This window comes from Catellatospora sp. NPDC049133 (assembly GCF_040648455.1).
Taxonomy (GTDB): domain Bacteria; phylum Actinomycetota; class Actinomycetes; order Mycobacteriales; family Micromonosporaceae; genus Catellatospora; species Catellatospora aurea.
In genome coordinates, this window is sequence record NZ_JBEZDT010000061.1 from 1 (window position 1) to 26,672 (window position 26,672).

The following is a 26,672-nucleotide window of genomic DNA, read 5'->3' on the forward strand; positions in this document are numbered from 1 at the left end:
CCTCGGTCGACGGGTTGACGGAGGAGGTGCTGGTCCAGGTCGCGTACGCGTCCGCTGTCGACGCCGCCGCCCGCGACGCCGGCCGCCGGCTGCCCCGCCGATGACGTGCGCGTGGGCGGCGTCGGCTGTGGACGGGGCATCGACGGGGTCCGAAGCGAGGTCCGGTGTGGAGCTGACCATGAACGGATGCTGGCACGCGCAGGTGGGGCAGCACAATCCATCGAGCAGATAATTCATATTAATTCTGTGGGATATATGGGAGAACTATGTGATCCAGATCACAGAAGCCTGGACGGTCTTGCCGCGACGCTCCTACGGTCCCTAGCCATGAAGCGGAGCCTGCGCCTTACCCAACGGCGCCACGTGGACTACCAACGGGTGTGCAGCAGCGGCTGTTGACGCCGGCAGAGCAGCCGTCGCCCCACCACCCTCCGGCACCGAGTCTCCGAGCCGCCCCCGCTGACCGGGGAGCGGCCGTTCGGCACACCCCTACCCCTTGTGAAGGGCTTCACCGTGCGTTTAATCCTGTCCACCCGCCTGCTCGCCGCGACCGTCGCGCTCGGCGCGCTGGCCGCCTGCGGCAACGGCGGCGGCACCACCCCGGCCAGCGCCGACGCGTCGTCGCGTACGGCGGGGGAGCCGTGCTCAACGGCGAAGGCCGCCCGGACCGAGAAGGTCCTCGACCTGCTGCGCTCGGTCGGGGTGCCCGAACCGGAACCGCGCGCCCAGCAGTACCCGCACCAGCCCTCCGGCGGCCTGCGGCAGCGGGCGCTGATCGCCTCCGCGATCGCCTGCGGGCCACGGCTGCTCATCGCCGACGAGCCCACCGCCGCCCTGGACGCCACCGTGCAGGCGCAGGTCCTGGAACTGCTCGGCGAGCTGCAGGAGCGGCTCGGCATCGCCTACCTGTTCATCTCGCACGACCTCGGCGTGATCCACCACGTCAGCGACCGGGTGCTGGTGATGAAGGACGGCGCGGTCGTCGGGTCCGGCGACGTCCGCCAGATCTTCACCGCGCCCGTGCACGAGTACACCCGCAGGCTGCTGTCGGCCGTGCTCACCCCCGTCGGTTGAGGAGGAACCCCATGCCCACGATCCTCGCGATCTCCGGATCCCCGTCGCCAACCTCGAAGACCGCGCGCGTGCTGCGGCACGTCACCGACAACCTGCCCGGCTCCGGCGCGTACGAGGTGCGCCACCTCGCCGTGCGGGACCTGCCCGCCCACGCCCTGGTCGGCGCGGACGTGCACGACCCGGCGATCCTGGCGGTCGGGGCGGCGATCGCGGCCGCCGACGGGGTCATCGTCGCGACGCCCGTGTACAAGGCCGCCTACAGCGGCATCCTCAAGTCGCTGCTGGACCTGCTGCCGCAGTACGCGCTGGCCGGCAAGGTGGTGCTGCCGCTGGCCACCGGCGGCACCCCCGCCCACGTGCTGGCCATCGACTACGCGCTGCGGCCGGTGCTGTCCAGCATGGGCGCGACCCACATCGTGGCCGGCTGCTTCATCCACGACAAGACCATCGTCGACACCGACGGCGGCGGCATCCTGCTCGACGCCACCGGGCAGACGTTCCTCGACAACGTCGTCGCCGGCTTCACCGACGCGCTGGCCGCCCGCTCCCTGCAGGCGGCCTAGCGTGTCGAGCCTGGAACCAGACCTGGCCCCCGGCGGCCCTGACCGCACGGGTGCTGCACGAGTGCGCGGCACCGGTGCTGGCGGAGATCCGCGCCGGGGCGGCCGACCGCGAGCGGCTGCGGGAGCTGCCCTTCGACCAGGTCAGAGCCGTGGCTCGGGCACAGCTGTTCGCCTTCCGCATCCCCGTCGAGTACGGCGGCGCGGGCGCGAGCGTGCGCGACACGATCCAGCGCTGTTCGCCGACTGGGTCAGCGCCACCGCGCTCGACGACGGCGGGCAGCCGGTGTCGTTCATCGTGCCCCGCGACCGTGAGGGGCTGCGGCTGCACGACGACTTCGACGCGATCGGGCAGCGGCTGACCGCCAGCGGCACCCGCAAGCACCTCAAGCTCGACGAGGAACTGCCCTGGCACCTGATCGGCGACGCGCTGCGGGTCGAGAACGGCTCCCGCGGCTTCTTCGACGCCCAGATCAACCTGGCCCGCCGCGAGCGGCTCACGGTCCGCCAGCTCGCCGGGCGCATCCGGTCGGGGCACCGCCTGGTCGCCGGATCGCCGGAGCAGATTGCCGACACCCTCGAAGAGTGGTTCCGCAACGGAGCGGCCGACGGCTTCAACATCATGCCGGACATGTTCCCGTCCGGCGCGGAGGTCTTCGTCGACCACGTCGTGCCGGAGCTGCGTCGGCGGGGTGTGTTCCGCACCGAGTACACGGGCACGACCCTGCGCGATCACCTGGGCCTGACCCGCCCGGCCAGCCAGTACCAGCCGTCCGCGATCGTCGCGTCGCGCCGGTAGGGCGTCACCCCGCAGCGGTAAACCGTCGCGGCGAGTGCGGCCGCCGTGCCATGGTGGAGGGGCCGCCCCCCGACATCGAATCCCTTGCGCGCCTTCGCGTCCGGGGACAGTTCACCCGTCCCCGGATGCGTGGTTGAATCGCCGTCCACCTGCCCTGCCACCCCTGGAGCGTGATGTCAGCGCCAGCGCAGTCAGCGTCCTCGCGATACCCGGCCCCGAAATCGACCATCGATCCCGATCAGAGCAAGTCCTGGCTGCGGCGCGCGCTGCCGGTGGTGCTGGCGCACCGGTGGCTGCTGCTGACCTCGCTCAGCCTGTCGCTGGTCGGCCTGCTGGTGCAGGTGCAGATCCCGAACGTGATGCGGCTGGGCATCGACCACGCGCTGATCGCGCGCACCGCGAGCCTCACCGGCTACGTGTGGTGGCTGGCCGGGCTCGCGGTGGCGTCCGGTGTGGTCAACTACCTGGCCCGCCGATACCTGCTGCGCACCGCGTACGAGATCGAGTACGACCTGCGCAACATCATGTACTCGCACCTGATCCGGATGCCGTTCGGCTTCTACGACCGGGTGCAGACCGGTGAGCTGATGTCGCGGTCCAGTTCGGACATCCGCGCCGTGCAGATGTATCTGGCGTTCGGGCCGTCGATCCTGGTGCAGTGCCTGATCGCGGTGTTCGCGTTCGCGCTGATGGTGTCGATCGACCCGCTGCTGGCCGTGGTCGCGATGGCCACGATGCCGGTGATCGCGCTGCTGGGCGTGTGGATGCGCAAGGCGATCTTCCCGGTGTCGTGGCTGATCCAGTCGCGGCTGGCGCAGGTGGCCACGGTCGTCGACGAGAACATCAACGGGGTGCGCATCGTCAAGGCGTTCGCCGGTGAGCAGCGGCAGGTGACGCTGCTGGCGTCGGCCGCCGACCGGGTGCGCTGGGCGTACCGGCGGGACGCGTGGATCCGCAGCCGCTGGTCGCCGACGCTGGAGAACCTGCCGCGGCTTGGCCTGGCGCTGGTGCTGCTGTGCGGCGGCTGGATGGTGATCGAGGGGCGGACCTCGGTCGGCGCGATCGTCGCGTTCAACTCGTACGTGCTGATGCTGCAGCCGCCGTTCCGCATGCTCGGCATGATGATCATGATGGGTCAGCGGGCCGCCGCCTCCGCCCAGCGCATCTACGAGGTCCTCGACACCCGCAGCGAGATCACCGAACAGGCCGACCCGCTGCGTACGCGGATCCGGGGCGAGGTCGAGTTCGACGGTGTCGAGTTCGCGTACCCCGACGGCACGGTCGCGCTGCGGGGCCTGGACCTGCGCATCCCTGCCGGGACGACGGTCGCCGTGGTCGGGCGCACCGGCTCGGGCAAGTCCACGGTGGGGCGGCTGCTGGCCCGCTACTACGACACGACCGCCGGCGCCGTCCGCGTGGACGGCCGGGACGTGCGCGAATACGCCCTGGACAGCCTGCGCGACCAGATCGGCATCGTGCCCGACGAGCCGTTCCTGTTCTCGCTGTCCATCCGCGACAACATAGCCTTCGGCCGGCCTGACGCGGACCTGGCCGACGTCGTGGCCGCCGCCGAGGCGGCCGGAGCCGACGGCTTCGTACGGGCGCTGCCCGAAGGCTACGACACGGTGATCGGCGAACGCGGGTACACGCTGTCGGGCGGGCAGCGCCAGCGCGTCGCCATTGCCCGAGCGCTGCTGGTCAACCCGCCGGTGCTGGTCCTCGACGACGCGACGAGCGCGGTGGACGTGCACGTCGAGCAGCGCATCCATGCCGCACTGCGCGACCTGCTGCAGAACCGGACCACGATCATCGTCGCGCACCGGTTGTCCACCATCGCCCTGGCCGACACGGTCGTGCTGATCGACGACGGCCGCGTCGCCGCCCAGGGCGCCCACGAGGAGCTACTGGTGGGGGAGCCACGCTACCGCGACGTGCTGGCGACCATGCACAGCCAAGCCGCCGAGGTGGACGAGCAGGTGGCGGCATGAGAGAGCGCAGCGAGCGGGTCAGCCGGCTCGGACACGCTGCCGACGAGCGCGGCGAGGAGAAGGCATGAGCATGTTCGGGGGTGGGTTCGGCGGGCCCGGAGGGGGGCCGGGCAGCGGCCCGATCGGCGGGCTCAGCGCCGTCGGGGCCGGTCGCGGCACCCGGCGCACCGGGGACACGCTGCCGTTCGCCGGGGTGCCCGACGAACTGGCCGCAGGAGTGCGCCGCCTGGAGGAGAGCGAGCCCGACCACGGGCTGCCCGCCGACCGCTTCGGCCACCGTCCGCCCGGTGGGCCGTCGCTGAGCCTGCTGTCGCTGCTGAACCGGCGACGCGGCGTGTTCCTGGCGGTGTGTGCGACCATCCTGGCCGAGACGCTGCTGCTGCAGGCGGGGCCGCTGCTCGTGCAGGTCGGCATCGACCACGGCATCGTCGCCCGCGACCTGCCGGTGCTGCTGTGGTCGGCGGGCGCGTTCACGGCCGCGGTGCTCGCGGGCTGGGCCACGACGACCGCCCGCATGCGCCAGACCGGCGCGCTGGCCGCCGACGCCATGCGCGACCTGCGGGTCCGCGTCTTCGCGCACCTGCAGCGGCTGTCCATGGACTACTACACCAACGAGAAGGCCGGGGTCATCATGACCCGGATGTCGTCGGACATCGAGTCGCTGCAGCAGCTGCTCCAGGAAGGGCTGGCCCAGTTCGCGGTGCAGGGGCTGACCATGGTCGTGGTGACCGCGGTGCTGTTCCACTACGACGCCGGGCTGGCCGCGATCACCCTGCTGCTGGTCGTCCCGGCACTGTTCGCGGCGTCGGTGTGGTTCCGGCGGGCCTCCGACACCGGATACGCCCGCCAGCGCGACGCCATCGCGGCGATGTTCACCGACCTGGCCGAGAGCCTGCACGGGGTGCGGGTGGTCACCGCGTACCACCGCGAGGACCGCAACATCGCCCAGCACCGCACCGTGGTCGGCCGCTACCGCGACGCCAACGACTTCACCGGCCACATCAGCGCGATCTACGGCCCGGGGACCTCGGTGATCGGCCTGGTCGGCATGGCGCTGCTGCTGCTCATCGGCGGACGGATGGTGCTGCGCGGGGAGCTGAGCATCGGCGAGTTGACCGCGTTCGTGCTCTACCTCAACGCGTTCTTCGCCCCGGTGCAGCAGCTGGTGCAGTTGTACACGAACTACCAGCAGAGCCGGGCCGCGGTGGTGAAGCTGCGCGGGCTGCTGGGCCAGGCGCCCACGGTGCCCGAACGCGCTGATCCGGTCGAGCTGCCGCCGGTCACCGGCGGGATCGTGTTCGAGCGGGTCGTGTTCGGGTACGACCCCGAACGTCCGGTGCTGCGGGGGGTGGACCTGCGCATCGAGGCGGGGGAGACCATCGCCTGTGTCGGGCCGACCGGTGCGGGCAAGTCGACGCTGGCGAAGCTGGTCACCCGGCTGCACGACCCGGACTCCGGGCGGGTCCTGATCGACGGTCACGATCTGCGTGACGTCAGCCTGGTCTCGCTGCGCCGCCAGATCGGGGTGGTGCCGCAGGAGCCGTTCATGTTCGCCGGCTCGATCCGGGACAATGTGGCGTTCGCCAGGCCGGAGGCGACCGAGGCCGAGATTTGGGCTGCCATCGACGCGGTCGGTCTGCGTGACCTGATCGAGCGCACCGATGCCGGGCTGGACGCGCCGCTGCACGAGCGCGGCCAGTCGGTGTCGTCAGGCCAGCGGCAGCTGCTGGCCCTGGCTCGGGCGTTCCTGGCCCAGCCGCGGGTGGTGGTGCTCGACGAGGCGACCTCGAACCTGGACCTGCGCTCGGAGCTGCGCGTGGAGCAGGCCCTGGACCGGCTGCTGGAAGGCCGGACCGCGCTGCTGATCGCGCACCGGCTGTCCACGGCGATGCGGGCCGACCGGATCGTGGTGCTCGACGAGTCGGGTGTCGTCGAGACCGGATCGCATGCCGAGCTGCTGGCCGCCGAAGGCCGGTACGCGGACATGTTCGCGACCTGGTCGCGGCAGCACTGAGATTATTCCTATAATTCCCATAGGAGATAGTGACTTAACGTCTTCGCGCTGCTAGCGTCGGGGTATGAGCGCACAGCGATGTCGACGGTGACGCCCACCGCCACCGTCACCCCCGCCCGAGAGGCACTCCCATGACGCTCACCGCCCTGCCCCCGACCGTCTCCGACGACAACCTGCCCGACGCCGCCGTCGCCGGCGTCGAACTGCACCGCTACCTCGGCCTGCTGCGCCGCCACGCCACCACGGTCGCCGTGGTGACCGCTCCGGGTCAGCACGGCGGCCCGCCGGTCGGGTTCACCGCCACCTCGTTCACCTCCGTATCGCTGCGGCCCCAGCTGGTGTCGTTCTGCCTCGACCGCGACTCCTCCAGTTGGCCCACCGTCGCCCAGGCCCGCCACGTCGCCATCCACCTGCTCGCCGACGGGCAGGAGGAACTGGCCCGCACCTTCGCCGCGCGCGGCGTCGACCGCTTCGCCGACGCGAGCCTGTGGCGGCACGGCCCCTACGGCACACCGCTGCTGCACGGCGTGCTCGCCCTGCTGATCTGCGAGGTCGTGCAGCGGATTCCCACCGGTGACCACGCGATCGTGCTCGGCCGCCCGGTCAGCGCCGAACACCGGCCCGGTGAGCCGCTGCTGCACCACATGGGCGGGTATACGGCACTGGCCCACTGACCGGACTCCGTCGTCGCTTGTGGATAATGAGCCGGGACCGTAGCGCAGAAGTCGTCGCGCCCGCCTGCACAGCGGGAGGACGCCGGTGCAAATCCGGCCGGCCCCATACCTCGGTCGCGCGGCCGCCCTGGCACGCATACGCCCGGGGCCTATGTGTGCCAGGGCGGCGGTTCGAGCGCACCGGCGGCGATGAGCGCACGCGACTCGGCGTCGTTGCGGTATCGCATCGGGACGACCGCCAGCGGGAGCGGCTCGCCGGTGCCGCCACGTCTCGCCCTGATCGGCCTCACCAGCGACCGCGGACCGGGTCCGCGACTGATCCACGCCGACAACGGCACATCGACGTCGCCGAACGGATGGCCGACAGTCACGATGACGTTCGCCGGATCAGGGCCGTCTACTTCCACACGGGCTAATGTAGTGCTCCGGTCCTTCGCGCGGGCTCGTCAAGGCGCAGGATCGTTTCCTCGATCTCCGCGTTCCGCGCGTTGGCGAACGCGACCTCCGTGCCGGTGATGCCGAATCCGGCCTTCTGCAGCACCTTGAGCGATCCGGTGTTGTCACTGGCGGCGCGGGCGAACAGCGGCCGCACCGGATTCAACTCCAGGAGCAGGGCGAGCGCTCGACTGGCGATGCCCTGACCCCAGACGGATCTGTCGATCCAGTACGTCACCTCGGTGTCGCCCTCGATGACGAAGCTGGCGATGCTGCCGACAAGCCGACCGTCAAGCGTGACGGCGCGATTGGTGGTCTCGGGCGAGGCCCTGATCTTCGCCATGTGGGCGTCGAACGCGGTGCGGTCGTCGGGATCCTTGGCGGTGAAAGCGGCCATCCGGACCGACTCCGGATCTCGCATCAGCTCGAACAAGGCATCGAGGTCGGAGTCTTCGATCGGCCGCAGCGCCACCTCACCCATCAGCAATCTCCCCACCTGGTCCAAAACCGTTTCAGCGGGGCTGAACATACCAGCGGCATGAGACAGATCGAGCAGGATCATCCCGTCACCGACCCGGTGCCGGCGGGCTGGTGGGAGCGTGTGCGTGTACCCACCAGGCGAGCGGAAGCGCGATGAGCGCCACCGCCTGGATCGCGAGCAACGCCGCGACGATGCCGAAACGGTCTGCGACGAGGCCGGCTCCCAGGGCGACGAGCCCGTAGAGCACGCTGCCGAGCAGCGACGCGAGCGAACCCATCGTCGCGCGTTCCCGGTCGGTGAACTCGCGCTGCAGCAGCGTCTGCTGAGCGATCGTTGACATGCCGTACGCCGGTGACCCCAGCAGCACGGGCGAGAACACCGTCGGCTTGACCAGCGCCACGAGGTTCGCCACGTTGTCGAACAGCTCACCGGACAGCAGCGTGCGGGCCGCGCCCACCCGGCCGATCACCCGACCACTGACGCGGAAGCCCACGAAGGCCACGCCATGGCCGAAGGTGCGCCACAGGCCCAGCGCCCACAGCGGCCAAAGCCCCGCCACGAACACCGGCGACAACTGGGCCGCGCTTTCGCCGCTGAAACGGAGTGCCGACACCAGGGTCATCCGGCGGAGCACCGCATTTCGGCGGACGCCGCGCAAGGCCGATCGGAGATGCGTCAGGACGTTCGATTCCAGCGGGCCGCGCACGCGCGGCTCCCGGACCAGCGAGGCGACGAGAACGCACAGCAGCTGCGGCACCACCGACAGCACGACCACCGCGCGCAGCGACCACGCGCCGGCGACCACGCCGCCTATGGGCGCCGCCAGTGCGAGCGCGATCTGGAACATCGAGTTCACCCGGCCGGAGTGCCGGGGGAACTCGTCCTCCCGGCCGGCGGTGAGCAACGTGTCGTAGAGCAGAGCCTCGTTGTTGCCGCTCCACAGTGCGGTCGCCAGTCCCTCCAGCACGACGGCTGCCACGAGGAGGCCGTAACCCCAAGCGCCGGCATACCCGAGATGGGCGGTCACCATGACGACCGCGCCGGCGATCATCGTGCCGCGTCGGCCGAGGCGGTCGGAGAGCACTCCGGTAGGGACTTCGAAGGCTGCCGAAGACAGCTTCTTCACCGCCAGGAGGCTGGCGGCAGCGGTGAACGAGCCGGTGACCTGCGCGAAGTAGATGACCATGATCGGCCCGTACATGCGGAAGTCGCCGAAGAAGTTGAACCAGCTCAGCAGACGGACATTGCGGTCGACGGTCTGATCGGCGGAGTCCGCGGCAGGCGGAGCCGACGTTGGCCGTGGAGACCTCTCACCGCGCGGGGCGGCGATCAGTCGTTCGGCCAGGGCACGTGCACGGAGCAGCGAAGAGTGACGAATGGGCACAGCAGAACTCCCGGGAAGGCGAACGGAGACGCCGAACAGCGCCTAGGGCCGGTGACACGTGTCACCTCGCCCCGGCGACCGGGATGTGTGCTGACTTTGCCGCTACACGTGCGGCGTCACAAGCCTGCGACCGCGGTCACCCAGGGGCGATCGGAAGCTCCGGCCATCGTCGTAGTCATCACGGCTCCTCACATCCCCTGGCGGACGGGATTCCGCAAGATCTCCACCCTAGCGAGCGACGGACCTGCGTGTCACGGACATATCGGAGGGTGGCCGCTTTCTGGGGAGAACGGCTACTCGTGCAGGCGAAGATGCCGTCGGATCAGGAACAGCGCGAGCAGGCAGACAGGTAGGCCGCACGCCGCGAAGTAGACGATGCCCATCGGAGCGAAGGTGCCCGCTTCGCGTACCAGGCCGGGATGGTCCGGCGCGTACTCCACGAGGATCGTCGAGCCGACGTAGGGGATCTCTCCGCGGCTGGTCCACAACTGGACGCGGTGGTGCCCCGAGTCTCGCAGTTCCACCGTGATGAACAGTCCTCTGCCGGTGTCGACGTCTACGACGGTGGCCCGTGCCGGAGTGGCGTAAGCGTTGAGCCACAGACCCTGGGCCAGGGTGAACAGGGCAAGACCCACACACAGCACCAGGCACAAGGTGACGAACCTCTGCCCAGACGGGTCGGCGACCACGGTCGGCGGGTGTCCATGATCGGTTCGTGGACGGGCACGACCTGTATGCTGCCACCACCGCGCGAGCTCGCCGAACGGCTTGTCGCGACCGCCGACGGGACGGTTCACGCCGTGACGCCCAGCCTCTCCAGCAGGTGCCGCCGCAGCCCACCGAAGCCGAGGTCGTCCGGCGTACGCGGGTGGGTGAGGGGAACGGGGGCGTCCTCGACGAGCCGGCCGCCTTCGAGGACCAGGGTGCGGTCGGCCAGCAGCAGCGCCTCGTCCACGTCGTGGGTGACCAGCAGTGCCGCGAAGCCGTGCTGTTCGCGCAGCCGGATGAACAGCTGCTGCATGCGCAGCCGGGTCAGCGCGTCCAGGGCGCCGAACGGCTCATCGAGCAGCAGCAGCTCCGGCTCGCGTACCAGCGCGCGGGCGACCGCGACCCGCTGCGCCTGCCCGCCGGACAGCTCCGCGGGCCAGGCGTTGTCGCGGTCGGGCAGGCCGACCTCCGCCAGCGCCGCCCTTGCCCGCGCACGCACGTCCGGGCCGGTCAGCCCGAGGGAGACGTTGTCGATGACCCGTTTCCACGGCAGCAGCCGGTGCTCCTGGAACACCACCGCCTGGTGTGGCGGCCGAAACACGGTGCCGGTGGCGTCGGGGTCGAGCCCGGCGAGGATGCGCAGCAGGGTGCTCTTGCCCGACCCGCTGCCGCCGAGCAGCGCGACCACCTCCCCGGGCGCGATGGTCAGGTCGACGCCGTCGAGCACGACGGCCGCGCCGAACGAGCGCCTTACGCCGCCCGCGGTCAGCACCGTGCTCAGGTCGCCTTCAGTCCGCGTCGCCATGACAGCGTCCTCCTCTCCGCGATACGCAGCAGCAGATCCGACAGCAGGCCCAGCAGCGCGTACACCAGCAGGCCGAGCAGCACCACGTCGGTCTGGGCGAACTCGCGCGCCTCCATCATCAGGAAGCCGATGCCGGTCTGCGCGTTGACCTGCTCGCCGACGACCAGGCTCAGCCAGGCCGCGCCGATGGCCAGGCGCAGCCCGAGGAACAGCGACGGCAGCGCGCCGGGCAGCACCACGTGCCGCAGTCGCGCGAGGTGGCCGAGTCCGCAGGTGCGGGCCGCTTCGACGAGCCGCTCGTCGATGTCGCGGATACCGGCATAGGTGTTGAAGTAGATCGGGAAGAAGCTGCCCAGCGCGACCAGCGTGATCTTCAGCTCCTCGCCGATGCCGACCCAGATGATCAGCAGCGGGACCAGCCCCAGGTGCGGCAGCATCCGGGCCATCTGCACGGGCGGGTCGACCAGGTCGTCGCCGACGCGCAGCAGGCCCGCGAGCGCGCCGAGCAGCAGCGCCAGACCGCCGCCGAGGGCCAGCCCGATCGCCGCGCGCTGCAGGGAGTCCAGCAGGTGCAGGGCGAGGGTGCCGTCGCCGGCCAGCCGCCAGCCGGTTTGCAGCACCTCACTCGGCGCGGGCAGCTTCTCCGGCGGAAGCAGTCCGGTCCGCGCGGCGCTCTCCCAGGCGGCCAGCAGCACGACCGGGCTCACCAGGCGCAGCACCCGGCGACCGGAGCGCGGCCGGGCAGCCCGGCCCGGTGCCGCTGTTTCGGCCGGTGTGGTGCGGACGGCGGCCGGGGCCGCCGTCCGCGGTGCGGCTGTCATCGCAGCACCTCGGCGAAGCGGCTGTCGATGCGGGATTTGATGTCGATCTTCTCGGGGATCAGCTGGAGTGCGGCGAAGCCGTCGGCGATGGCCTGCAGCTCGTCGCCGATCTCCGGGGTGACGGCGGCGAGCGGCTGGGCGCTGCGCTCCAGGGCGCGGGTGGTCACGTCGAGCGGGATCTTCAGCTCCGGCGCGAGGATCGCGGCGCGTTCGGCGGGGTTGGCGATGCCCCAGTCGGTGACGGTGCGGTACTGCTTCAGGAACTCGCCGATCTGGTCGGTCTTCTGCTCCAGGGCGGTCGGGTCGACGAGCAGGTATTCGCGGTTGCTGGCCAGCCCGGTGGCGTCCTCCAGGACGGCGACGCCGGGCTGCTCGGCCAGGGCGAAGTAGGGGTCCCAGATGATCCAGGCGTCGACCTGGTCGCCGTCGAAGGCCGGTCGTGCCTCGGCGGGCTTGAGGTATTTGACGTCGATGTCGGTGATTTTGAGGTGGTGCTTCTCCAGCAGCTTCACCAGCAGCCAGTTGACATTGGAGCCCTTGTTCAGCGCGACCTTCTTGCCCTTGAGGTCGGCGAAGGTCTTGAACCCCTTGGCCTGCTTGACGAGGACGGCCTCGCCTTTGGGGACCGGCGCGGAGGTGCCGATGATCTTGAAGTCGATCTTCCCGGCTGCGGCGAAGATCGGCGGAGCCTCGCCGGTCTGTCCGATGTCTATCGCCTTGCCCTTGAGGCCTTCGGTGAGGGCGGGCCCGCTCTCGAACAGTGACCAGGTGGCCTTGGGGTCGGCGGCGTTGCGCGCCTTGACCAGGCTGAGCCCGCCGAAGCGCTGGTAGCCGATGCGCAGTGGCTGCCCGGCGGCGGCTGGTTCGTCGCTTCCGCACGCCGACAGCAGGGTCGCGGACAAGGGTGCCGCGGCCAGCGCGGCCAGCAGGGAGCGGCGGGAAAGGTGGGCGTGCATGGGTGTCTCCTGAAAGGTGGGAGCCGTGTCTCGTCGCCGGTGACGGGGAGCGTGCCCGGTCGCGCGGAATGCCGTGGCCGCCCGCACGCGGTGGCCAAAGGCTATCAACCCCATAGGATTTATGGGAATAGCATCTGGCCTGGAACGGAGCCGACAAGCACGGTTCACATAGGCCGAAGGGCCGCCCCTGTCTCAAGAGACGGGAACGGCCCTTCGGTTGGTCGGCCTGCTACCAGCGCTGGCGGCGCGGGGCCGCGTCGCGGTCCCGGTCGCGGCGGGCGCTGACCCGCTTGCCCTTGATCGTCGCGTGGCGCAGCGCCTGGATCACGTCGTCGGCCGCGTCCGCCGGGACCTCGACCAGCGAGAACCGGTCGGCGATCTCGATCGCGCCGATGTCGCGCCCCGGCAGCCCCGCCTCACCGGCGATCGCACCCACCAGATCCTGCGGGCGTACGCCGTTGCGCCGGCCCAGGCCGATGAACAGCTTGACCGCGCCCGCCGCGGGCCCGCGCGAGCCGCCGCGGCGACCCTCGCCCTGGCCGGGACGCTCGCGCCGCTCGACGGGCTCGGCGATGTCGGGGATGACCTCGTCGTCGGGGGCGTTGCCCATGGCCTCGTGCGCGACCTTGACCGCGGCGAGGGCCACCTCGACGATGTCGTACTCGTCGGCCAGGCTCTCCACGACGACCCGGAACCGGTCGAGATCGTCCTCAAGAAGGCTCTCGTGCACCGCCGCGCGGGTCATCTCCAGCCGGCGGGCGTGCAGGTCCGCGACGCTGGGAATCTTCTCCATGGTGATGCGCTGGCGGGTGACCCGCTCGATCGCCTTGAGCATGCGGTGCTCGCGCGGCTCGGCCAGGGTCACCGCGACGCCCTCGCGACCGGCCCGGCCGACACGGCCGATGCGGTGCACGTACGCCTCGGGAGCCGACGGCACGTCGTAGTTGATCACGTGGGTGAGCTGCTCGATGTCCAGGCCACGGGCGGCCACGTCGGTGGCTACCAGCAGGTCGGCCGTGCCCGCGCGCAGCCGGCCCATCACCCGGTCGCGCTGCTCCTGGCTCATGCCGCCGTGCAGCGCCTCGGCGCGGTAACCGCGGCCGTTCATGGTCTCGGTGAGCTGGTCGACCTCTTCGCGCGTACGGCAGAAGACGATCGCGGCCGTGGGCGCCTCGACGTCGAGGACCCGGCCGAGCGCGGCGGGCTTGTGGGCACGGGCCACCACGTACGCGCTCTGGCGGACCTTCGGCGACTCGCCCGGCGCCGGCGCGGCACGGCCCATCTGGATCCGGGCCGCGTCGCGCAGGTAGCGCTTGACCAGACCCTCCACCCGCGACGGCATGGTCGCCGAGAACAGCACCGTCTGCCGGTTGTCGGGGGTCTCCTGCAGGATCGCCTCGATGTCCTCGGCGAAGCCCATGTCGAGCATCTCGTCGGCCTCGTCCAGCACGACCGTGCGCAGGTCGGCCAGCTGCAGTGTGCCCCGGCCGATGTGGTCCAGCGCCCGGCCGGGCGTGGCCACCACGATGTCGACGCCGCGGCGCAGGGTCTGCAGCTGGCGGCCGATGGGCTGCCCGCCGTAGATCGGCAGCACGCGCACGCCGAGGTCGCGGCCGTAGCGGTGCACGGCCTCGGAGACCTGCACGGCCAGCTCGCGGGTCGGCACGAGGACCAGCGCGGTCGGGTCGACACGGGTGCGGCCGTCGGCGCTGTCGGCCCATTGCTGCAGCAGCGGCAGGGCGAACGCGGCGGTCTTGCCGGTGCCCGTGGCGGCCTGCCCCAGCAGGTCGCGGCCGGTCAGCAGCGGACCGATGGCCTCGCGCTGGATCGGGGTCGGCTCCTCGTAGCCCAGCGCCGAGAGTGCCTTCGTCAACTCGGGCCGCAGGCCGAGGTCGGCGAAGGTGACGGTCTCCTCGGACGTGGCCGCTGAGGGCTCCTGGCTCATGGTCCGCCTTCTGCTCGACAATTCCGGGTCATCGGTACGCTACCCGGGCAGAACTGCCACCCTGGACGGTACCCTGCGATCGCGTCCTCGGAGGCGTGTGCTGCGCAGATCGCCGAACCGGCGCATCGTGTCGGGTTCCGTCGGCCGGACCGCCGGTGACCTGGTGTCGGTCAGCCGGCCAGTGCCGCGGCGATCAGGGCGACCAGCGGGGTCAGACCCTGGATGACGGCGGCGCGGGCCATCCGGCGGTCGGTGGTGATCAACACCACGGCCGCGCCGAGCATGCTGGCGCAACCGAACAGCGCCACGGCCGTGCCCGCGGTCGCGTGCCCGGTGTGCACGGCGACCACGCCGCCCAGCGCCCCGAGCCCGAGGAACAGGTTGTAGAAACCCTGGTTGAACGCCCACGGCCGGACCGCGTCGAGGTCCGCCGGCCGGACCCGGAACCTGCCGTGCACCTGCGGCCGCCGGAACAGCACGCTCTCCATCACGAAGATGAGCACGTGCAGCAGACCTGCGAGCACCGCGAACACCTGAGCCGTCACGTTCATGGACGCGATTGTCGCTCACGTGCCCCGGGGCCGGGTCAGCCGGTCGGGCGAGGATGCCGGGTCCGGGTCGCTGCCAGGTACGCGAGGATCAGGGCGGCGGCGAGCACGACGAGGCTGATGCCGAGCGCGTTGACGCCCCACGTGCCCAGGACCACGCCGATGATCGCGGGGAAGACCGAGCCACCCAGGCCCGCGCCCGCCATCTGCAGACCGATGGTGCGGTCGGCGTGCGCGGCTCCGACCCGTTCCGCGGTCAGCAGTGTGAACAGCGGGAACACCGCCGCGGCGGCGAAGCCGATCACCATGAACCCGAACGCGGCCAGCCAGCCCGGTCCGGGGATCGCGACCAGCACCGCCCCGGCCGCCATGCCGCCGATCGACCACACGACGGTCCGGCCCGGCATGAACCGGTGCGCCGCGAACCCCTGCAGCACCCGGCCGACGAACAGGCTGCCCCAGTACAGCGAAACGCATACGCCCGCGACCGCGTCGCTCATGCCGCGGCCCTCGGTGAGCAGCTGGTACGCGAACAGGCCCGCCGCGACCTCCAGCGCCACGTACACCGCGATGGTGAGCACGCTGAACCAGACCGCGGGCAGCTTGAACGTGTCCCGGGCCCGGATCGGGCCGGCGTGGGTCTCGTGCGCGGCGTGTTCGGGCGCCGGCCGTTGCGCCCACTGCCGGACGGTCAGCACGAACGCCACGGCGAGCAGCGCCTGGCCGGTCGCGACGACGAGGTAGCCGGGCCGCCAGGCGTCGCCGTACTGGATGGCCGCCGTCATGATCAGCGGGCCCATCGCGACACCCAGCCCGAAGAAGGCGTGCAACCAGTTCATGTGCCGGGGGCCGAACGCCGACGCGGCGTACGCGTTGAGGCCGGCGTCGATCGCGCCGCCCGCGAAACCGGCGCACAGCGCGGCGGCCATGGTGAACGCGAACGCGGGAGACAGGGCGTACCCGAACAGCGCCAGGCTGGCCAGCGCGGTGCTGCCCGCCAGCAGCCGCCCGACGCCGAGTTTCGACAGCACGAACCCGGCCGTGACGCTGGAGACCAGGTAGCCGCAGGTCGAGGGAATCAGCAGCAGGCCGATGGTCTCCCGGGGGACGTTCAGGTCGGCGCTCATCGACGGCCAGGCGACGCCGAGCAGGCCGTCGGGCAGCCCGAGGCTGATGAACGCGAAGTAGGACAGGGCGAGCACGGACATGCGGATCGGGGTCCCGGGAGAACTCACTTCGTGATCATGCCTGATGTGCTGCGCACGAATTCGCCGGGCGGTGCGCGGACCGCGGGTCGGGACAGCGCCTCGTGTCGTCGTCCGTCGTCGTCGATGATGTGGATGAGCTGTGAAGACCGGTTACCGGGGGGCGCTTCGGCGCCGGTACCGTCCCGGCGTGCCAACCGATCGTGCGACGCTCCCACGCGTTCCCACCTGGGCTGTCGTCACCGCGCTCGTGCTCGCGGCCTTGCTCGGGTGCTGCCCGTCCGCCAGGCCCTGGACGTGGTTCGGCGAGGACCGGCAGTACCCGCACGCCGACGGGTTCTTCCACATCTCCCGGGGCGACGACGACCTGGAGGAGGACCTGCTTCCGATCTACGGCGTCGACCTGCCCTGCGGTGTGGCCGACCTGCGGTACGGCAACCTGCAGGAGCCGATCAACGAGCTGTACCTGCGCTTCACCGCGCCGGTGACATGCCTGGACACCTTTCGCGCCGCGTACGGCCTGCTGCCGGCGGAGTGGGAGGACCCCTCGGCCCCGGCGGAGTACGAGTGGCGCGTCAGCAGTTCGGCGAAGGTGTACCGGGCCGAGTACGACGAGAACCACCTGTCCCTGTACGTGGAGGACTCACACGTTCCGCCGATCGCGTATCTGGTGCTGGAACGGTGGGCAGCGCCGAAGGACAGCGCCGGGAGGTAGGCGGGCGGCGCCGTAATAGGGTGGGCGGGTGGTGGACGACGACGCGGACGCGGTCGCGGCCTCGTTGCAGGCGTGGCTGGCTGCTGTCTCGTTCATCGATCGTGACGCCGACCAGGTCACCGATCTGCTGACCGAGGCCGTGCTGGCGTGGGGGACAGCCCAGGAGTGGCGGGTGTACCGGCGCGCCCGCAGTGTGGTGAAGCTGCCCCCGCCCTACGAGGACCGGCACTCCTGGGTGGATGTGGGTGTGGCCAGGTCGGGCCTGCCGCCGATCGTGGTGGAGATCGACCAGTCCGAGCGCAGGCGGACCCTGGAGAAACTCGCCGCCGAGGCGGCTGAGGGCCGGGTCGCGGTGTGGTTGCGCTGGGGGACGGGGCCGTTCGCCGTGCCCGCGCTGCCGGTCCGGCTGGCGACATGCGAGGTGAGCAGCCGCAAGGACGCGTCCGGCCGACGGTTGTTCTCGGCCCCTGTGGCGGTCCGCCCGGCGCCCTCGCACAGCGGCGCCGCGATCGGCGAGGCCGACCAGGGCGATCTCTTCGCTGGCTGAGTTACCGCGAAACCGCTGGTCGACGGCGGTTTGCGGGTCTACGGTTCAGCGAACGGCAGCGGACACGGCCCCGGTGTGACGTGGGACTCATCGAAGGCATGCGTCCGGGCCGAGGGGTCAGACGTCATTGGTGCGCTCCGGACGGAGCACGTCGATGGCGGAGGGAATCAGAGATGGAACACACGAGGGCGCGGTGGATCGCGCGATGCTCGTTGGGCGTCGTGCTGCTGGGAGTCGCCGCCGGGTGCGCGAAGCCGCCGGCGCAGAGCGGCGCGGTGGACCCTCAGGACGCCGGCATGGTGGGCGCGTCGGCGTCGGCAACGCCGTCGCCGTCGCCGTCGCCGTCGCCGTCGCCGACGGCTTCGGCCGTCGTGCCGAGCAGGCCCGCGGCGTCGCCGCCGCGCGGCGGTGTGCCGGGTCGGGACCAGGCGATCCTGCTGCGGGCGGTCGACCGGATCGAGGACCCGGTGCTGACCGTGACCGCGAGTGGCCGGATCGGCACGTATCCCGGTGGCGCGGACACCGGCGAGCGCGAGCAGTTCGCGCTGGTGCCCCTGTCGCCGGGGGCGAAGGTGTACCTGCTGAAGACAGCGCGGCTGCGCGTGGGCGGCGAGCCGCTGTGCGTGGGGATCGAGGCCGGTGTCCTGCACGCCGTGGCGTGTGACGCGGCGGCCGGGGCGCAGAAGGTCACGCTGGTGGCGCGGGGCGCGGACGCATCCGGCGCGGCGACGTTCGAGGTCGTCGTCGGGGGATACCGGGTGGAGGTCAGCAAGGACGGCAAGGTGTCGCTCGTGAAGGCGGGCAGCGCCGCCGCGAAGACCCGGTTCCGGTTCGTTCCGGCCGGCCCGGTCGGCCAGTGGCCGTAGTGGTGGGGTGCTGATGTCCGACGTCGACGAGTTCGACGCCTTCTACGCCGCGACGTCGTGGCGGGTGCTCGGGCAGCTGTGGACGATGACCGGCAGCCGGGCCGAGGCCGAGGACGCGGTGGCGGAGGCGTACGCGCGGGCGTGGCAGCGATGGCGGCAGGTACGGGACTGCGACAGCCCGGAGGCGTGGGTGCGCCGTACGGCGTCGCGGATCGCGATCAGCGCGTGGCGCAAGGCGGTCAACCGGCTGCGCGCCCACCATCGCGCCACGCCCGACCAGGACGTGGCGGGTCTCGGGCCGGACCACGTCGCGCTGGTCCATGCGCTGCGGCAGATCCCCGCCGACCAGCGGCGGGCGATCGTCCTGCACCACCTGGTCGGGTTGAGCGTGGCCGAGGTCGCCGATGAGGTCGGCGCACCGGTGGGCACGATCAAGGCCAGGCTGCTGCGGGGCAGGCGGGCGCTGGCGGGCTGGCTGGACGACCTGCCGGGCCCGGATCGCACGGAAACGACCACACGGAAGGAGAACGGCAATGGCTGAGCGCGACGAGACGGGCCTGGACCGGCACCTGGCCGTGCTCGGCGAACACGGTGCCCGGATCGGTCGGCTGGGCACGCCCGAGCAGGCCCGGCGCCGGGGCGAGCGGCGGCGGCGCAACGGGCGGCTGGCGGCCGCCGCGAGCAGCCTGGCTGTGGTCGCGGTGTTCGCCGGGGTGTACGCGACGCAGAGCGGCTCCGGCGCGGAGCCCGAACCTGTGGCGAGCGCACCCGTGTCGGCGTCGCCGTCGCCGTCGCCCTCCCCGTCACCGTCGGTGGTCGTGCCGAAGGTCGACCCGTCCGCGGTGCCCGGAGACGGCGTGCCGACCCAGGATCTGGCGGTGTGGCTGCAGGCGACGAGGACCGGCGGCTACCCGCTGCTGACGGCGCTGCCGGACGGGACCTTGGCGGCGACGGGGGAGGAGGCCGCGACCGACGGGGCGCTGTTCGCGCTCGTCCCGCTCTCTCCCGGCGCCGAGCAGTACCAACTCAAGACCGGCAAGGCCGGGGCCGGGGGCGAACAGGGCTGCGCGCAGCGCGACGGAGACCGGCTGGCCATCGTCGCCTGCGACGCCGCCGACGAGCGGCAGCGGGTCGTCCTGAACGGACGTGCCGCGCCGTTTGAGGTGGTGCTCGGCGGCCGGGCGCTGGAGCTGACCGGTTCGAGCGTGACCGCGGTCGCGCCCGGCAAGGGCACGCCGCTGACCTTCATCATCCGGGGCCAGGCCGACGGTCCGGTCGGCTGATCGGCTCGGCGCGCCACCGGACCGGGGCGCCTGGCGGCAACTGCCCGTCCCCGCGCTTGTGCTCGCGATGGCGGCCGCAGCCGCCGTGGGTTGGGCGATTCCGCTGCTCGGCTGGCCCCTGCTCGGGTTCCTCGTGGTCGACGCGGTCGCGGGACGCTACGGAAGGTCACGGGGCGCTGACCGGTAGCGGGCTTGTGGGATCGGGTGGGGGTGACTACCGTTGCCCGCGTCCTACATGCGACATAGGTGAAACCCGGACGGGGCGGGCCACCGGTGCCTACCGACGGAGTGTGCACGCGTGCAGTACCGGCCCCAGGTGTCCCGCGAAGGTGATCAGTACCGCGGACGTCGCCGGGTGCGGCAGCCCTCGCGCCGCCGCTACGCCGCAGTCCTGGCCACCGCCCTGGCAGGTGCGGGCGTCGTCGCTCTGGGATCGGGTGCGGCGCTCGACGACGCCAAGGCCGAGGCCGGTCTCGCCGGCGTCGACCTGACCTCCGACGAAGCGCGTGAGCTGGTCGCCAACCGGGCCGACCGGGCCGACCGACCGCTGAGCACCTCGATCGCCCAGGCGCCCGACGCCTGGGTGCTGCCGATGCGCAACTACAACCTCACCTCCCGTTTCGGCATGCGCTGGGGCCGGCTGCACCAGGGCCTGGACCTGGCCGGCCTGCCCGAGGGGACGCCGTTCGCGGCGGTGCACAGCGGCACCGTGGTGCAGGCGGGCTGGAACGGCGGCTACGGCAACTCGGTGATCATCGACCACGGCAACGGGGTGCGCACCCTCTACGGCCACTCCAGCAAGGTGCTGGTCAAGGTCGGACAGCAGGTCAAGGCCGGCGACATCATCGCCCGGCTCGGCAACACCGGACACTCCTTCGGCACCCACCTGCACCTGGAGGTGCACGTAAACGGCGTCGCGCAGAACCCGCTCACCTGGTTCAAGACGCGCGGCGTCGACTACGACCTGGAGATCGAGCAGATCTACGGCGGCTGACCCGCCGAACTCGGCGCGCCGCCGCGCATGGCAGGCGCTGATCGGATACCTCTGAGGGGTGTCCCAGCAGCTCAGCGCTTCCACGTCCCGCCCCCTGCGCCGCCGGGCGCTGCTCGCCGCCGGCGCCGCGGCAGGCCTGGCCGGCCTGGTCCCTTCCCGGGCACGGGCAGCGGAGCCAGGGTTGCGCTGGACCGCCGGCGACCACCACGTGCACACCAAGTACAGCGGCAGTCCCGACGCGCCCTACCGCGTCGAGCAGCACGTGCAGGCAGCCGCCGGCTACGGGCTGGGCTGGCTCGTGATCACCGACCATCCCGGCCCGGCGCACGCCCGCCACGGGCTGGCCCGGTCGGCGGCCGATCTCGCGGTGCTGCGTGAGCGCTACCCGCACCTGCATCTGTTCCAGGGCATCGAATGGCGGGTGCCGGGAGCCGAACACGCGACGCTGTTCACCGCGCCCGGCCGGCACGAAGCCGCGCTGCTCGCGGACTTCGAGTCCCGCTTCGACGCCGAGCTGGCAGGCCACGGGTCCGGTCCCGACGGGCACACGGCGGCCGTCGGGGCGCTGCGCCGGCTGGGCGCGCAGGTCGATGCCGGGGACACCCCGATGGCGTTGTGCATCCTCAACCATCCCAGCCGGTCCGGCGCGTACAGCCCGGCCGAGCTGCGGCGGCTGCGCGACGCGCACCCGCTGGTGATCGGAATGGAGGGCGCGCCCGGCGGGCAGGCCAACGGGATACCCGCCGACGACGGAGGAGTCGGCGGCGACCGCGGCGGGTACGGGCGGCGGCCGACGCGGACCTCGTACGCCGGCTACCCGGCGGAGGCGAACCGGACCCTGGGCGGCTTCGACTGGATGACCGCGACCGTCGGCGGGATGTGGGACGCGATGCTCGCCGAGGGCCTGCCCTGGTGGATCACGGCCAGCTCCGACGCGCACAAGGTGTACGGGCAGCGCTGGCGCTCCGGCGGCGGCCCCACCGAGGACGGCTCCTACCCGGACCCGGTGCTCGACGACAGCCCCGGCCCGGCCGGCGGACTGTGGCCGGGCCAGTACAGCCGCACCCACGTCGGCGTCGCCGGCGACGGCGCGCTCGCGGTGATGCGGGGGCTGCGCGACGGCAGGGTCTGGGTCGACCACGGCCACCTGCTCGATGCGGTGGAGGTGGCGGTCGGCCCGCGGCGGGCGACCCTCGGCGAGGTCGCCGTCGTCTCCCGCGGCGACAGCGTGGAGCTGCGGGCCACGATCACCCCGGCGTCGGCCGACAACCCCAACGGAGACCGGCCCCGCCTGCGCCGCGTCGACGTCATCGCCGGTCCGGTCACCGGCCCGGCCGAGCCGCAGACGCAGACCGCGCCGCAGACCCGGGTCGTGGAGTCGTTCGACGCCGATCGCGGGCCGGTGCGGCTGGTCCACCGGTTCACCGACGTGCGCCGGCCGTTCTACGTCAGACTGCGCGGCACCGACGGCAAGCACAGCGCGCCCGGTTCGATCGAGCCTAGGCCCGACCCGACCGGCGACGCCGACCCCTGGCAGGACCTGTGGTTCTACACCAACCCGGTGTTCGTCGCCGTCACCGGCTGACACCGCGGCGCGGAGCACCTAGAACAGTTCGGCCCCACCGTCGTTGTCCCGGGTGGGACCGCGTGGCGGCCCCGACGACACCACCGCGTGGGGGTCTGACATGAACGACGGCGACGGGCGCAGACGCGCCGCGGGTGAGCTGGAGAGCCAGGTGAGGAGCGTCCTGTGGGCGGCGGGCCGGTCCATGACCCCGGCCGAGGTGCAGACCCGGCTGGTCCCGGCTCCCGCGTACAACACCGTGCAGACGATCCTGATCCGGCTCGTGGACAAGCAGTTGGTACGCCGCAACCGGGCAGGCAGAGCACACGCCTACGAACCGGTGCGCAGCGAGGCCGACGCGACCGCGGAATCCACCCGGGCCTCGGCCTAGGCCTTGCGGGCGATCAGCTGCACCTCCTGGAACTGCCGCTTGTCCTCAGGCTGGGGTTCGCGCACCATCCGGCCCACCTCGGCCAGCCCGGCCTTGCGCAGCAGCGCGGCGAGGTGGTCGGGCCACCACCGGTAGGCCGGCGCGACGGAGTGATCGAAGATCTGCGTCGGGTGGGACGGATCGTCGCTGGCCGAGAAGCCGATCAGAAGGTGGCCGCCGGGTGCCAGCACCCGGTGGAACTCGTCCAGGATGGCGGGGACCTCGTGCGGCGGCGTGTGAATGATGGACCAGCGCGACACCGCGCCGTTGAGCGTGCCGTCCGCGATGTCCAACGCGGCCATCGAGCCCACGTCGAACCGCAGGTCCGGGTAGGTCTGCCGAGCCAGCGTGATCATCACCGGAGAGAGGTCGATCCCTACCGTTGTCAATCCCAGCTCGTGCAGGTGAGCGGTGATGTAGCCAGGCCCGCATCCCAGGTCGGCGACCCTGGTGTCCCCGGTCATGCGCACGAACCCGGCGAAGGCGGCCAGGATCGCGCTGTCCAGGGGCCTGTCCTGCAGCGAGTTGAACAGCTGCGAATAGGCGACGGCAGCAGCGTCGTAACCGTCTCGGGTGGCGGTGAGGGCATCGTTTTCGACCATGTGTACGACAGTAGTGCCCGGCCCGGATCGAGGTGATCCCGTCCGCACGCCCGGACCGCCGGTGAGGTCGGCCGTGCCAGAATCGTCCGTGCGCAACGAGCAACGCCTGCCGACCAGGACGCCCGAATCGCGGGCCTTCGCCGATCGCGTACAGGTGGCCATGGGTCTGAGCGCGCGCCTGAACCTGCTGCCGTTCGACGACCTGGACGCGCGCAGGGCGGTGCTCACCGAGATCTTCGGCGGGCCCGTGCCTGACTCGCTGTCGATCCTGCCCCCGTTCTACTGCGACTACGGGCTCGGCGCGTCGTTCGGGGAGCGCGTCTTCATCAACCAGGGCTGCTACTTCCTCGATTTCGGGGGCATCACCATCGGCGACCGCATCCTGATCGGACCGGGCGTCACGCTGAGCACGGCCGGGCACCCGGTCGAGGTCGACGAACGCTTCGACTACATCACCCATGCGCCGATCGTCATCGAGGACGACGTGTGGATCGGGGCCGCGGCCACGGTCACGCCCGGCGTGACGATCGGGCGCGGCTCGGTCGTCGGCGCGGGTGCGGTCGTCGCGAAGGACGTGCCGCCGTTGAGCGTCGTGACGGCGACGAGCATCGTCGAGCGCAAGCGTCTGCGGACACCGTCGGCGAGCCCGCCCCGGTAGCATTCGCGCCGTGCGAACCCTGGTGCAGTACACCGACGCGCTGTCCGCAGCGGCCAAGACGCTGGATCTCAAGGCGTACGACGAAGCGCTGAGCGGCATCATCAACGTCGGGGCGTCCGCGCCCCGGGAGCAGGTCGACGCCGCGCTGGAACGCATCCGGCCGCTGGTCGAGACGATGCCGTTGAGCCTCGGGGCAATGCTCGCCCGGGTCGCGGCCAACCTGTGCCTGCACGGCAGCGACGTCACCGTGCTGCTGCCCGTGTTCGTCGAACGGGCCTGCCAGGCAATGGACAACACGTTCGTGTTCAACATGTCCTGGGACCAGCTCATCGGCCGGCCGGTGCCGAGGCCCGCGCGCGAGCACGAGGCCGTCGCGGACATGCAGCGCTTCGTCGATGTGGCGTGCCGTCGCGGCGTGGCCAAGGATCAGGCGATCGAGCTGGCCGAGGCCTGGGCGTTCGTGGGCGCCTGGGTGCAGCCGGTGCTGTTCCTGGCGCAGTACCGGCCGGTCCGGGCGGCACTCCCGCAGCGCGAGCGCCTCACCGAGCTGGTCGGGGTGGCCCGGCGCTTCGTCGAGCAGGCGCACTTCCTGCACGGATTGCTGCACGTGCTCGACGACGAGCCGCTGATCGTGCTGCACCGGGAGACAGGCCGGGGCTTCCGGCTGCGGCTGACCGGTGTCGGCGACCACCGGCAGCTGCACACCCTGCTCGCCGGGCTGCTGATCGGGCCGGAGTCGCCGGGTCGGCTGCCTGGTCGGCGGCCCGCCGACAGTGAACTCCTCGCGGCTTCCTTCGGCGAGACGATCGAGCTGGACGAACCTGTGACGGGCACGATCATCCTGAACGACGCCGCCGGTGAGTGGGTCTGGAACGGCATTCCCGCCGACATCGCCGCCGTCGACGGGGTGCGGGTGGTGGTCATCGACCCGCCGACCGTGGAACGCAGCTGGAAGACCGCCCGCGTCTACCCGTACCTGGAACCTGGGATCGAGTTCGAGGGCGAGCTGCCCGCACCGGAGGCCGCCGCCTGGCTGAGCCGCTGCGCTCTGCCCGCGCGGGTCGGCTGAGGGTGAAGGCACCGGCCGCCGGGCGAGCCGGTGGCCGGTGTGCTCATGCCGGCAGTTGGGCGAGCTGGAGCTCGACGGCCGACTTGACGTCTTTTGCCAGGGCCTCGGTCGACTTCTGGTCCAGACCATAGATGCGGATGACGACAGCCACACTCCCGCGCCCGAAGTACATGGAGCAATGCACCTTCTTGTCCGCGCTGTTGATGAAGCAGGCGGCTGTGGCGCGGTAGACGGTCGACTTCATGTCGAGGTCCCGGATCGCGGTCTTGGCGTGGGTGACTCTGTCCTCACGGTATGACTTGCAATTCGCCAGTAGGGATTCGGCCTTGGCGACGACGTCCTCGGCCTTCTCCTTCGGCAGCACGAGGACTTCCTGAGCGACGACCCAGAAGTTCTCGGCGGACTGGTCCGCGGCGACGATCCAGGACCGGACGTGGGTCAGGGCATCGTCCGCATCTGCCTTGGCAGAGGCGGGACGCTCGCCGCAGGCGGTCACGATGCCGGCGGGGAAGCCCTTCCACCAGTGGTCATCGACCGCGCGTTCTTGCCGGCCGGGCTGCTTCACCACCGAGAGCAGGAGCTCATCAGTGATCATGGCCGTTTCCATGAGCTGGTAGGGGCTGAAGGAGGGCGTCGGCGACGGCGCGGCGGCCGTGGGGGAGACCGACGGCGCCGAGGACCCGGCTGGTGCGTCCGGTGCGGCAGCACTGCAGCCGCCTGCGAACATGACGGCGGCGACGGCCAGTGGTACGAGGCGGTTCAAGGTTGTACTCCTGTGATCCGTGAGGGATGCCGCACCTTACCCGTTGCGCCGCCCCCTACGGTCCCAGGTTGAACCAGCTGCGCGGTCCCGCCGCCAGAGCCGGCGAGCGCCCGGTGCGGCGACCCCGACCCGTGGGCGATTCCTCAGCCGGTCGATTCGTTGGCGGCGTGGTGGTCGCGGATCACCTTGCGCAGCGCGGGCAATGCGGGGCCTGCCTGCCGGGTGAGGGACTCCAGGCGTTTGGCGTGCTGGCGCACCTGGGCACGGCTGATGGCGATGCGGATCTCACCGGTCGCGGCCAGCGCGGTCAGTGCCGCGTCGAGCGGATCGGCGGTGCCCCCGTGGAGGGCGTGGCTGACGGTGGAGCGCAGCCGGGCCACCGTGCGATGCTCGTGGATCTTGACCCTGGTGGCGGGGAAGATCCCCAGGATGCGGTAGCGCTCGGTGGTGATGACGCGGTCGTCGGCCAGTCGCTGCTGGACCGCGCGGAACATGGGGGTCTGGCCGCGGTGCACCCACCAGGACCACTTCTTCGGCTTGGCCGCGGATGCGATCTCGTGCAGCACCTCGGCCAGCACCGGATCGGTGACCTTGGTGTTCGTCGCACGCGGCTTTCCATCGGCATCGGACAGTGCGCCGAGTTGGCACAGTTCGGTGAGCGCGGCGGCGCGCAGCACGTAACCGAGGTAGCCGTTGCAGGTCAGTTTGCCTTTGTCGGTGTTGTAGGCCAGTAGGTAGACCTGTGAGGTGAGGGGCATTCCCATGGCCAGCACTCCATCTGACG

General features: G+C 71.4%; 28 protein-coding genes and 1 tRNA gene. 17 read left to right on the forward strand and 12 right to left on the reverse strand.

The window, feature by feature from the left end; all coding sequences use genetic code 11:
- Positions 1-513 precede the first annotated feature (513 nt).
- The 7 genes from AB0B35_RS40050 (at position 514) to AB0B35_RS40080 (ending at position 7,215) form a co-directional block, all read left to right on the forward strand.
- Positions 514-1,074: an ATP-binding cassette domain-containing protein gene (locus tag AB0B35_RS40050; protein ID WP_361056526.1), complete on the forward strand. Its 561-nt coding sequence runs from the start codon at positions 514-516 to the stop codon at positions 1,072-1,074.
- Positions 1,075-1,085: 11 nt separating this feature from the next.
- Entirely contained in the window at positions 1,086-1,637 is a 552-nt protein-coding gene (gene ssuE, locus AB0B35_RS40055) for an NADPH-dependent FMN reductase (protein WP_361056529.1), read from the forward strand.
- Positions 1,638-1,920: 283 nt separating this feature from the next.
- Positions 1,921-2,433 carry a hypothetical protein gene (locus tag AB0B35_RS40060; RefSeq protein ID WP_361056532.1) on the forward strand — a complete coding sequence of 171 codons (513 nt, stop codon included), beginning with the start codon at positions 1,921-1,923 and terminating at the stop codon, positions 2,431-2,433.
- A gap of 173 nt (positions 2,434-2,606) precedes the next feature.
- Positions 2,607-4,421: an ABC transporter ATP-binding protein gene (locus AB0B35_RS40065; RefSeq protein ID WP_361056535.1), complete on the forward strand. Its 1,815-nt coding sequence runs from the start codon at positions 2,607-2,609 to the stop codon at positions 4,419-4,421.
- A 64-nt stretch (positions 4,422-4,485) separates the two neighbouring features.
- Complete coding sequence (locus AB0B35_RS40070; protein WP_361056538.1) at positions 4,486-6,435, forward strand: ABC transporter ATP-binding protein; 1,950 nt, start codon at positions 4,486-4,488, stop codon at positions 6,433-6,435.
- Between the two features lie 131 nt (positions 6,436-6,566).
- Positions 6,567-7,109, forward strand: coding sequence for a flavin reductase family protein (locus tag AB0B35_RS40075; protein WP_361056541.1), 543 nt, complete (start codon positions 6,567-6,569; stop codon positions 7,107-7,109).
- 33 nt (positions 7,110-7,142) lie between these two features.
- Positions 7,143-7,215 (forward strand) — tRNA-Cys (locus AB0B35_RS40080).
- Between the two features lie 306 nt (positions 7,216-7,521).
- Here AB0B35_RS40080 and AB0B35_RS40085 read toward each other — a convergent pair.
- The 9 genes from AB0B35_RS40085 to AB0B35_RS40125 all read right to left on the reverse strand — a co-directional run bounded on the left by AB0B35_RS40085 (position 7,522) and on the right by AB0B35_RS40125 (position 16,427).
- Complete coding sequence (locus AB0B35_RS40085) at positions 7,522-8,106, reverse strand: GNAT family N-acetyltransferase (RefSeq protein WP_361056544.1); 585 nt, start codon at positions 8,104-8,106, stop codon at positions 7,522-7,524.
- Between the two features lie 4 nt (positions 8,107-8,110).
- Complete coding sequence (locus AB0B35_RS40090; protein ID WP_361056547.1) at positions 8,111-9,409, reverse strand: MFS transporter; 1,299 nt, start codon at positions 9,407-9,409, stop codon at positions 8,111-8,113.
- Between the two features lie 293 nt (positions 9,410-9,702).
- Positions 9,703-10,044 (reverse strand): hypothetical protein, encoded by a 342-nt coding sequence (locus tag AB0B35_RS40095; RefSeq protein ID WP_361056550.1) that lies wholly within the window; start codon positions 10,042-10,044, stop codon positions 9,703-9,705.
- A gap of 158 nt (positions 10,045-10,202) precedes the next feature.
- On the reverse strand, positions 10,203-10,922 hold the full coding sequence (locus AB0B35_RS40100; RefSeq protein WP_361056553.1) for an ABC transporter ATP-binding protein: 720 nt from the start codon (positions 10,920-10,922) through the stop codon (positions 10,203-10,205).
- Entirely contained in the window at positions 10,895-11,743 is an 849-nt protein-coding gene (locus AB0B35_RS40105; protein ID WP_361056556.1) for an ABC transporter permease, read from the reverse strand. The genes AB0B35_RS40100 and AB0B35_RS40105 overlap by 28 nt, the downstream gene beginning before the upstream one ends.
- Positions 11,740-12,699: an aliphatic sulfonate ABC transporter substrate-binding protein gene (locus tag AB0B35_RS40110; protein ID WP_361056559.1), complete on the reverse strand. Its 960-nt coding sequence runs from the start codon at positions 12,697-12,699 to the stop codon at positions 11,740-11,742. Before AB0B35_RS40110 ends, AB0B35_RS40105 begins: the two co-directional genes overlap by 4 nt.
- Before the next feature lie 229 nt (positions 12,700-12,928).
- A complete protein-coding gene (locus tag AB0B35_RS40115; RefSeq protein WP_360527968.1) occupies positions 12,929-14,644 on the reverse strand; it encodes a DEAD/DEAH box helicase in 1,716 nt (571 codons plus the stop codon).
- A 170-nt stretch (positions 14,645-14,814) separates the two neighbouring features.
- Positions 14,815-15,195, reverse strand: coding sequence for a DUF1304 domain-containing protein (locus AB0B35_RS40120; protein WP_361056563.1), 381 nt, complete (start codon positions 15,193-15,195; stop codon positions 14,815-14,817).
- A gap of 35 nt (positions 15,196-15,230) precedes the next feature.
- Positions 15,231-16,427 (reverse strand): MFS transporter, encoded by a 1,197-nt coding sequence (locus AB0B35_RS40125; protein ID WP_361056566.1) that lies wholly within the window; start codon positions 16,425-16,427, stop codon positions 15,231-15,233.
- A gap of 160 nt (positions 16,428-16,587) precedes the next feature.
- On the opposite strand from AB0B35_RS40125, the gene AB0B35_RS40130 reads away from it, so the two are divergent.
- From AB0B35_RS40130 to AB0B35_RS40165, 8 genes are all read left to right on the forward strand, one after another.
- The gene (locus AB0B35_RS40130) at positions 16,588-17,112 is read left to right on the forward strand and encodes a hypothetical protein (protein WP_361056569.1); all 525 of its coding nucleotides are present in this window, start codon (positions 16,588-16,590) and stop codon (positions 17,110-17,112) included.
- 28 nt (positions 17,113-17,140) lie between these two features.
- A complete protein-coding gene (locus AB0B35_RS40135) occupies positions 17,141-17,659 on the forward strand; it encodes a hypothetical protein (RefSeq protein ID WP_361056572.1) in 519 nt (172 codons plus the stop codon).
- 173 nt (positions 17,660-17,832) lie between these two features.
- Complete coding sequence (locus tag AB0B35_RS40140; RefSeq protein ID WP_361056575.1) at positions 17,833-18,525, forward strand: hypothetical protein; 693 nt, start codon at positions 17,833-17,835, stop codon at positions 18,523-18,525.
- Positions 18,526-18,538: 13 nt separating this feature from the next.
- The gene (locus AB0B35_RS40145) at positions 18,539-19,066 is read left to right on the forward strand and encodes a SigE family RNA polymerase sigma factor (RefSeq protein ID WP_361056576.1); all 528 of its coding nucleotides are present in this window, start codon (positions 18,539-18,541) and stop codon (positions 19,064-19,066) included.
- On the forward strand, positions 19,059-19,808 hold the full coding sequence (locus AB0B35_RS40150; RefSeq protein WP_361056579.1) for a hypothetical protein: 750 nt from the start codon (positions 19,059-19,061) through the stop codon (positions 19,806-19,808). The genes AB0B35_RS40145 and AB0B35_RS40150 overlap by 8 nt, the downstream gene beginning before the upstream one ends.
- 298 nt (positions 19,809-20,106) lie before the next feature.
- Positions 20,107-20,802, forward strand: a complete 696-nt coding sequence (locus tag AB0B35_RS40155) for a M23 family metallopeptidase (RefSeq protein WP_360527996.1) — start codon at positions 20,107-20,109, stop codon at positions 20,800-20,802.
- 58 nt (positions 20,803-20,860) lie between these two features.
- Complete coding sequence (locus AB0B35_RS40160; protein ID WP_361056582.1) at positions 20,861-22,387, forward strand: histidinol-phosphatase; 1,527 nt, start codon at positions 20,861-20,863, stop codon at positions 22,385-22,387.
- Positions 22,388-22,487: 100 nt separating this feature from the next.
- Complete coding sequence (locus tag AB0B35_RS40165; RefSeq protein ID WP_361056585.1) at positions 22,488-22,757, forward strand: BlaI/MecI/CopY family transcriptional regulator; 270 nt, start codon at positions 22,488-22,490, stop codon at positions 22,755-22,757.
- Here AB0B35_RS40165 and AB0B35_RS40170 read toward each other — a convergent pair.
- On the reverse strand, positions 22,754-23,398 hold the full coding sequence (locus tag AB0B35_RS40170) for a methyltransferase domain-containing protein (protein WP_361056588.1): 645 nt from the start codon (positions 23,396-23,398) through the stop codon (positions 22,754-22,756). The two genes, AB0B35_RS40165 and AB0B35_RS40170, sit on opposite strands and share 4 nt — an antisense overlap.
- 73 nt (positions 23,399-23,471) lie before the next feature.
- Here AB0B35_RS40170 and AB0B35_RS40175 point away from each other — a divergent pair, with 73 nt between their 5' ends.
- A complete protein-coding gene (locus tag AB0B35_RS40175) occupies positions 23,472-24,056 on the forward strand; it encodes a sugar O-acetyltransferase (RefSeq protein ID WP_361056591.1) in 585 nt (194 codons plus the stop codon).
- 10 nt (positions 24,057-24,066) lie between these two features.
- A complete protein-coding gene (locus AB0B35_RS40180; RefSeq protein ID WP_361056594.1) occupies positions 24,067-25,125 on the forward strand; it encodes a hypothetical protein in 1,059 nt (352 codons plus the stop codon).
- Positions 25,126-25,168: 43 nt separating this feature from the next.
- On the opposite strand, the gene AB0B35_RS40185 is transcribed toward AB0B35_RS40180, so the two are convergent.
- Both AB0B35_RS40185 and AB0B35_RS40190 read right to left on the reverse strand, forming a co-directional pair.
- Positions 25,169-25,888, reverse strand: a complete 720-nt coding sequence (locus AB0B35_RS40185) for a hypothetical protein (protein ID WP_361056596.1) — start codon at positions 25,886-25,888, stop codon at positions 25,169-25,171.
- Between the two features lie 143 nt (positions 25,889-26,031).
- Positions 26,032-26,652, reverse strand: a complete 621-nt coding sequence (locus tag AB0B35_RS40190; protein ID WP_361056599.1) for a GPP34 family phosphoprotein — start codon at positions 26,650-26,652, stop codon at positions 26,032-26,034.
- Positions 26,653-26,672: the final 20 nt, after the last annotated feature.

Excerpts from the sequence above, each read along its gene's own strand:
- ssuE (WP_361056529.1), top strand. The coding sequence starts at position 1,086 with ATGCCCACGATCCTCGCGATCTCCGGATCCCCGTCGCCAACCTCGAAG.
- AB0B35_RS40065 (WP_361056535.1), top strand. The coding sequence starts at position 2,607 with ATGTCAGCGCCAGCGCAGTCAGCGTCCTCGCGATACCCGGCCCCGAAA.
- AB0B35_RS40070 (WP_361056538.1), top strand. The coding sequence starts at position 4,486 with ATGAGCATGTTCGGGGGTGGGTTCGGCGGGCCCGGAGGGGGGCCGGGC.
- AB0B35_RS40075 (WP_361056541.1), top strand. The coding sequence starts at position 6,567 with ATGACGCTCACCGCCCTGCCCCCGACCGTCTCCGACGACAACCTGCCC.
- AB0B35_RS40085 (WP_361056544.1), bottom strand. The coding sequence starts at position 8,106 with ATGATCCTGCTCGATCTGTCTCATGCCGCTGGTATGTTCAGCCCCGCT.
- AB0B35_RS40100 (WP_361056553.1), bottom strand. The coding sequence starts at position 10,922 with ATGGCGACGCGGACTGAAGGCGACCTGAGCACGGTGCTGACCGCGGGC.
- AB0B35_RS40105 (WP_361056556.1), bottom strand. The coding sequence starts at position 11,743 with ATGACAGCCGCACCGCGGACGGCGGCCCCGGCCGCCGTCCGCACCACA.
- AB0B35_RS40110 (WP_361056559.1), bottom strand. The coding sequence starts at position 12,699 with ATGCACGCCCACCTTTCCCGCCGCTCCCTGCTGGCCGCGCTGGCCGCG.
- AB0B35_RS40115 (WP_360527968.1), bottom strand. The coding sequence starts at position 14,644 with ATGAGCCAGGAGCCCTCAGCGGCCACGTCCGAGGAGACCGTCACCTTC.
- AB0B35_RS40120 (WP_361056563.1), bottom strand. The coding sequence starts at position 15,195 with ATGAACGTGACGGCTCAGGTGTTCGCGGTGCTCGCAGGTCTGCTGCAC.
- AB0B35_RS40140 (WP_361056575.1), top strand. The coding sequence starts at position 17,833 with ATGGAACACACGAGGGCGCGGTGGATCGCGCGATGCTCGTTGGGCGTC.
- AB0B35_RS40145 (WP_361056576.1), top strand. The coding sequence starts at position 18,539 with ATGTCCGACGTCGACGAGTTCGACGCCTTCTACGCCGCGACGTCGTGG.
- AB0B35_RS40150 (WP_361056579.1), top strand. The coding sequence starts at position 19,059 with ATGGCTGAGCGCGACGAGACGGGCCTGGACCGGCACCTGGCCGTGCTC.
- AB0B35_RS40165 (WP_361056585.1), top strand. The coding sequence starts at position 22,488 with ATGAACGACGGCGACGGGCGCAGACGCGCCGCGGGTGAGCTGGAGAGC.
- AB0B35_RS40170 (WP_361056588.1), bottom strand. The coding sequence starts at position 23,398 with ATGGTCGAAAACGATGCCCTCACCGCCACCCGAGACGGTTACGACGCT.
- AB0B35_RS40190 (WP_361056599.1), bottom strand. The coding sequence starts at position 26,652 with ATGGGAATGCCCCTCACCTCACAGGTCTACCTACTGGCCTACAACACC.